Genomic DNA, 5,593 nt, shown 5'->3' with positions numbered 1-5,593 from the left:
GTGATAAAGGTGGTTCCTGAAAAGAATTTGATAGTGGTGAAAGGTTCAGTGCCTGGCGCCAAAGGTTCATACTTAATTATTAGGAAACAATGGAACTAAATGTACTGAATAAAGAAGGAAAAGATACTGGGCGTAAAATTACCTTACACGAAGGAATTTTCGGAGTTGAGCCCAGCGACCATGCCATTTACCTCGACGTAAAACAATACATGGCAAACAAGCGCCAGGGAACGCATAAAACCAAAGAGCGCGCTGAAGTAACTGGAAGTACCCGGAAAATTAAGAAACAAAAAGGAACCGGTACAGCACGTGCCGGCGATATTAAATCGCCAATCTTCAAAGGGGGCGGTACCGTTTTTGGTCCACGTCCTAAAAGTTATGAGTTTAAGCTGAACAAAAAAGTGAAGCAACTTGCAAGGAAATCGGCGTTAACTTACAAAGCCCGTGAAAACAGTATCATGGTTTTGGAAGATTTTAGTCTGGAAGCTCCAAAAACAAATGAAATGGTGGCACTGAAAAGTAATTTGCAAATTGCTGATAAAAAGTCACTTTTCGTTTTACCAGCCGAAAATAATAACATATATTTGTCGTCCAGAAATTTACAGGATGTTTCGGTCGTAATTGCTTCTGAATTAAATACATATCAAATTTTGAACGCAAAAACTATTGTTCTTCTCGAAGGTTCTGTGAAGAAAATAGAAGAAGCATTTAAACTTTAAGGCGATTTAAAGATGGATATTTTAATAAAACCATTGGTTACAGAGAAAATGAATGAGCAGTCCGAACGGTATAACCGTTACGGGTTTGTTGTTGTAAAATCTGCCACAAAACCGCAAATTAAAAAAGCGATTGAAGGGATGTACAATGTTTCGGTTGATTCTGTTAATACCATGGTATATGGTGGAAAAGTAAAATCACGCTATACCAAATCAGGAGTCATTTCCGGAAAAACAACTGCTTACAAAAAGGCCATAGTTACTTTGGCCGAAGGAGATAATATTGATTTTTACAGTAATATTTAATTATAGAAATGGCAGTAAGGAAATTAAAACCAGTAACTCCGGGTCAGAGGCACAAAATAGTGGGCGCCTTTGATACCATTACTGCATCTACACCTGAAAAATCATTGTTGGAGCCCCTGCGGAAATCTGGAGGTAGAAACAACCAGGGCCGCATGACAATGAGGTATATAGGTGGGGGACACAAACGCAAATACCGGATTATCGATTTTAAACGCGATAAAGACGGTGTTGCTGCTGTTGTCGATTCCATTCAGTACGATCCGAACCGTTCTGCCCGCATCGCTCTTCTTCATTACGAAGACGGCGAAAAAAGGTACATTGTTGCACCCAACGGATTAAAAGTTGGGCAAACATTAAAAAGCGGTCCAGGGGTTGAACCTGAAATCGGAAATACACTCCCCTTATCTGATATTCCTCTTGGAACATTGGTTCACAACATTGAACTCCGACCCGGACAGGGCGGAACGATGGCACGTAGTGCAGGCGCTTATGCGCAATTGACCTCTCGTGAAGGTAAATACGCAGTATTGAAATTACCTTCAGGCGAATCTCGTATGGTACTTACATCCTGCAGGGCAACTGTTGGAACTGTTGGAAATGCAGAGCACAACCTCGAACGTTCTGGTAAAGCAGGTCGTTCACGTTGGTTAGGAAGAAGACCACGTGTACGTGGAGTTGTGATGAACCCGGTTGATCACCCAATGGGTGGCGGCGAAGGCCGTGCATCAGGCGGACATCCGCGCTCGCGTAAAGGATTGCTCGCGAAAGGGTATAAAACCCGTTCCAAAAAGAAAGCTTCCGGCAAGTATATTATTGAACGTAGGAAAAAATAGTTAAAGGGAAAGAATTATGAGTCGTTCGTTAAAAAAAGGGCCTTTTATTAATTATAAACTGGAAAGAAAAATCCTGACTATGAATGATGGCGGGAAAAAATCAGTAGTAAAAACATGGGCCAGAGCTTCAGTAATTTCTCCTGACTTTGTAGGTCATACCATCGCCGTCCATAACGGAAATAAATTTATCCCGGTGTATGTTACCGAAAATATGGTAGGACATAAATTGGGAGAATTTGCACCTACACGAACCTTCAGGGGTCATGCTGGTAACAAAAGATAGGCATAATGTCAATAAAAATTAAAAGGAAAAAAGAATGGGTGCCAGAAAAAGATTAGCAGCAGATAAAAGAAAAGAAGATAAAAAACAACAATATTTTGCTGTTTTAAGAAATTGCCCTACTTCACCAAGAAAGATGAGGCTTGTAGTCGATTCTATCCGCGGCATGGAGGTGAATAAAGCGTTAGATGTTCTTAAGTATTCCTCGAAAGAAGCATCGCGCAGGGTAGAAAAACTCCTGCTTTCAGCCATTGCCAATTGGCAGGCTAAAAACGAAGGAGTTCGTTTAGAGGAAAGTGATTTGTACGTAAAAACAGTAATGGTTGATTCAGGCCGCATTTTGAAAAGGTTACGTCCGGCTCCCCAGGGTCGTGCTCACCGCATCAAAAAACGCTCGAACCACGTTACCATTTACGTTGACCGGAAAGAAAGTGTTGTCGAAGAAAATCTTAATCAGTAGTACATGGGACAAAAAGTAAATCCAATTTCAAATCGTTTGGGGTTCATTAAAGGATGGGACTCAAATTGGTTCGGTGGCGACGATTACGGCGATAAGCTGACTGAAGACCACAAAATACGGGAATATTTGAATGCCCGTTTGGCCAAAGCCAGTATTTCAAGAATCGTTATTGAACGTACCTTGAAACTTATCACCATCACCGTGCATACTTCACGCCCAGGTATTATTATTGGTAAAGGCGGACAGGAAGTTGACAAGTTGAAGGAAGAGCTGAAAAAAATTACCAGTAAAGAGGTTCAAATCAACATTTTCGAAATTAAACGGCCCGAACTCGATGCCAAAATTGTTGCCAACAACATTGCACGGCAAATCGAGGGTAAGGTAGCTTACCGCAGGGCTGTGAAAATGGCTATCGCTTCAACCATGAGAATGGGAGCCGAAGGCATTAAAGTATTGGTTTCAGGCAGGCTGAATGGCGCCGAAATGGCCCGCTCGGAAATGTATAAGGACGGACGTACTCCGTTACATACCCTGAGAGCCGATATTGACTATGCATTGGGCGAAGCGCTTACCAAAACCGGACTTATTGGAGTAAAAGTCTGGATTTGTAAAGGTATGGTTTACGGAAACCGGGACCTTTCACCAAACTTAGGGCAAAAACAAGCCCGTCCGGGAGGTAATAAAGGCTTTGGTGGCGGTGGCCGCAGAGGTAGAAGAAAATAGTGGTATAACACTTAGAAAGAAGTAAGAATGTTACAGCCAAAAAAAGTAAAATTCAGAAGAGTACAAAAGGGCCGAATGAAGGGAAACGCCCAACGCGGGAATCAACTTGCTTTCGGTTCGTTTGGAATAAAATCGTTGGAAGAAGCGTGGATCACTGGGCGCCAGATTGAGGCAGCCAGGGTTGCGGTTACACGCCACATGCAACGTCAGGGTCAAATTTGGATTCGAATTTTCCCCGATAAACCCATTACCAAAAAACCCGCCGAAGTACGTATGGGTAAAGGTAAAGGGGCACCTGAAGCATTTGTTGCTCCGATTACGCCCGGGCGAATTATTATTGAAGCCGACGGCGTACCGTTTAGCCTGGCAAAAGAAGCGTTGCGTCTTGCAGCTCAGAAATTGCCGGTTACAACAAAGTTTGTGGTAAGGCGTGATTTTGTTGAAGAATAAAAAAGGTGAATAAATATGAAAACGTCTGAAATAAAAGAATTGACGACCAAAGAAATCGTCGAGAAAATACAGGTGGAAAAAGAAAATTTAGTTCGCCTTCGTTTAAACCATGCTGTATCTCCGCTGGATAACCCGATGAAAATCAAAGATTCCAAAAGAAATATTGCACGGCTCAAAACTGTTCTTCATCAAAGAGAATTAAGTGATAATCAGAATTAATTCAGCGATGGAAGAAATTAAAGAAAGAAATCTCAGGAAAGAGCGCGTCGGGGTTGTTGTTTCCAATAAAATGGAAAAAACCATTGTGGTGGCTGCAAAACGTAAAGTGAAGCACCCTATTTATGGAAAATTCGTGAATAAAACAACAAAATTTTATGCCCACGATGAGAAAAATGACTGCAACATTGGCGATTTGGTCAAAGTAATGGAAACACGTCCGTTGAGCAAAAACAAATGTTGGAGATTAGTTGAAATAATTGAAAGAGCGAAGTAATCATGATACAACAAGAAACCAGATGTGGGGTTGCCGATAACAGCGGAGCAAAAGAAGTTTTGTGTATTCGTGTTTTAGGCGGTACCCGTAAACGTTATGCCTCAATAGGCGATACGATTGTGGTGTCAGTTAAAAGTGCTATCCCTGGCAGCGATGTCAAAAAAGGAATTGTTTCCAGAGCAATTGTTGTACGTACCCGTAAAGAAGTCCGTCGTCCCGACGGTTCTTACATCAGGTTCGACGACAATGCCGTTGTGTTGCTCAACAACACCGGCGAAATGCGCGGAACCCGTATTTTCGGTCCTGTGGCCCGTGAATTAAGGGATAAGAACATGAAAATTATTTCGTTAGCACCTGAAGTATTGTAAATCGAAAAAGTTCGAAAATGCAGAAAAAGTTACACATAAAGAAAGGTGACACTGTGGTAGTGATTACCGGCAACTACAGAGGCCAGAAAGGCCGCGTGCTTGAGGTAATCAGAAAAACCGACAGGGCAATTGTTGAAGGTGTTAACCTGATGAAAAAACATACCAAACCCAATGCGAAAAATCCGCAGGGTGGTATTATTGAACAGGAAGCATCCATCCATATCTCGAACCTCATGCTGGTTGATCCGAAAACCGGAGAACGTACCCGCGTTGGTCGCAGGATGGATGAAAGTAAAGGTAAATTGATTCGTTATTCGAAAAAATCTGGAGAGGAGATTAAGTAATGGCATACGTACCAGCTCTTAAAAAGAAATATCAGGAAGAAGTAGTACCTGCTTTGAAAAAAGAGTTCAACTACTCTTCAGTAATGCAGGTTCCAAAATTGGAAAAAATAGTGTTGAACCAGGGAGTGGGAGCAGCTATTGCCGACAAAAAAATTATTGAAGTGGCCACCACTGAAATGACCATGATTGCCGGGCAAAAAGCAGTTCAAACCCTTTCCAAAAAAGACATCTCCAATTTTAAACTGAGAAGGAAAATGCCAATCGGGGTGCGCGTTACGTTGCGCCGCGAACGCATGTATGAATTCCTCGACCGTTTGATTTCGGCAGCATTGCCCCGTATTCGCGACTTTCGCGGAATTGAAAGTAAAATGGACGGACGCGGAAACTACACGCTTGGTGTTCCCGAGCAGATCGTATTCCCCGAGATTATACTCGATAGAGTTAGCAAAATCAACGGGATGAACATTACCTTTGTTACTTCAGCAGAAACCGACGAAGAAGGTTTTGCCCTGTTGAAACAATTAGGTTTACCATTTAAAAATGTTAAAAAGAATTAAGCTATGGCCAAAGAATCAATGAAAGCCCGCGAAGTAAAAAGGGCAAAACTGGTTGAAAAATAC

General features: G+C 42.1%; 12 protein-coding genes. All 12 read left to right on the top strand.

All coding sequences use genetic code 11. The features are described from left to right. Positions 1–89 precede the first annotated feature (89 nt). Genes rplD through rplE form a run of 12 tightly spaced genes read left to right on the top strand, consistent with a single transcriptional unit; the run spans position 90 to position 5,530 of the window. Positions 90–719 carry a 50S ribosomal protein L4 gene (rplD, locus tag ACESMA_RS21270; RefSeq protein ID WP_372950897.1) on the top strand — a complete coding sequence of 210 codons (630 nt, stop codon included), beginning with the start codon at positions 90–92 and terminating at the stop codon, positions 717–719. Between the two features lie 12 nt (positions 720–731). Continuing rightward, entirely contained in the window at positions 732–1,022 is a 291-nt protein-coding gene (rplW, locus tag ACESMA_RS21265; RefSeq protein ID WP_372950896.1) for a 50S ribosomal protein L23, read from the top strand. A gap of 8 nt (positions 1,023–1,030) precedes the next feature. Next, entirely contained in the window at positions 1,031–1,855 is an 825-nt protein-coding gene (rplB, locus tag ACESMA_RS21260) for a 50S ribosomal protein L2 (protein ID WP_372950895.1), read from the top strand. 16 nt (positions 1,856–1,871) lie between these two features. Further along, a complete protein-coding gene (gene rpsS / locus ACESMA_RS21255) occupies positions 1,872–2,138 on the top strand; it encodes a 30S ribosomal protein S19 (protein ID WP_372950894.1) in 267 nt (88 codons plus the stop codon). Positions 2,139–2,172: 34 nt separating this feature from the next. Continuing rightward, on the top strand, positions 2,173–2,595 hold the full coding sequence (gene rplV, locus ACESMA_RS21250; RefSeq protein ID WP_372950893.1) for a 50S ribosomal protein L22: 423 nt from the start codon (positions 2,173–2,175) through the stop codon (positions 2,593–2,595). Between the two features lie 3 nt (positions 2,596–2,598). Next, positions 2,599–3,318 (top strand): 30S ribosomal protein S3, encoded by a 720-nt coding sequence (rpsC, locus tag ACESMA_RS21245; RefSeq protein WP_372950892.1) that lies wholly within the window; start codon positions 2,599–2,601, stop codon positions 3,316–3,318. 27 nt (positions 3,319–3,345) lie between these two features. Further along, positions 3,346–3,768: a 50S ribosomal protein L16 gene (rplP, locus tag ACESMA_RS21240; RefSeq protein ID WP_372950891.1), complete on the top strand. Its 423-nt coding sequence runs from the start codon at positions 3,346–3,348 to the stop codon at positions 3,766–3,768. A gap of 15 nt (positions 3,769–3,783) precedes the next feature. Beyond that, entirely contained in the window at positions 3,784–3,987 is a 204-nt protein-coding gene (rpmC, locus tag ACESMA_RS21235; RefSeq protein ID WP_372950890.1) for a 50S ribosomal protein L29, read from the top strand. A gap of 16 nt (positions 3,988–4,003) precedes the next feature. Then, positions 4,004–4,261 (top strand): 30S ribosomal protein S17, encoded by a 258-nt coding sequence (gene rpsQ / locus ACESMA_RS21230; RefSeq protein WP_372950898.1) that lies wholly within the window; start codon positions 4,004–4,006, stop codon positions 4,259–4,261. Positions 4,262–4,263: 2 nt separating this feature from the next. Further along, positions 4,264–4,629, top strand: coding sequence for a 50S ribosomal protein L14 (rplN, locus tag ACESMA_RS21225; protein WP_372950889.1), 366 nt, complete (start codon positions 4,264–4,266; stop codon positions 4,627–4,629). 17 nt (positions 4,630–4,646) lie between these two features. Next, complete coding sequence (gene rplX / locus ACESMA_RS21220) at positions 4,647–4,973, top strand: 50S ribosomal protein L24 (RefSeq protein WP_372950888.1); 327 nt, start codon at positions 4,647–4,649, stop codon at positions 4,971–4,973. Then, on the top strand, positions 4,973–5,530 hold the full coding sequence (rplE, locus tag ACESMA_RS21215; RefSeq protein ID WP_372950887.1) for a 50S ribosomal protein L5: 558 nt from the start codon (positions 4,973–4,975) through the stop codon (positions 5,528–5,530). The genes rplX and rplE overlap by 1 nt, the downstream gene beginning before the upstream one ends. The last annotated feature ends 63 nt before the right edge of the window (positions 5,531–5,593 follow it).

This window comes from Mariniphaga sp. (assembly GCF_041687215.1).
Classification (GTDB): domain Bacteria; phylum Bacteroidota; class Bacteroidia; order Bacteroidales; family Prolixibacteraceae; genus Mariniphaga.
Note: the sequence above shows the minus strand (reverse complement) of the source record. Positions and strands in the feature narration are given on the sequence as shown.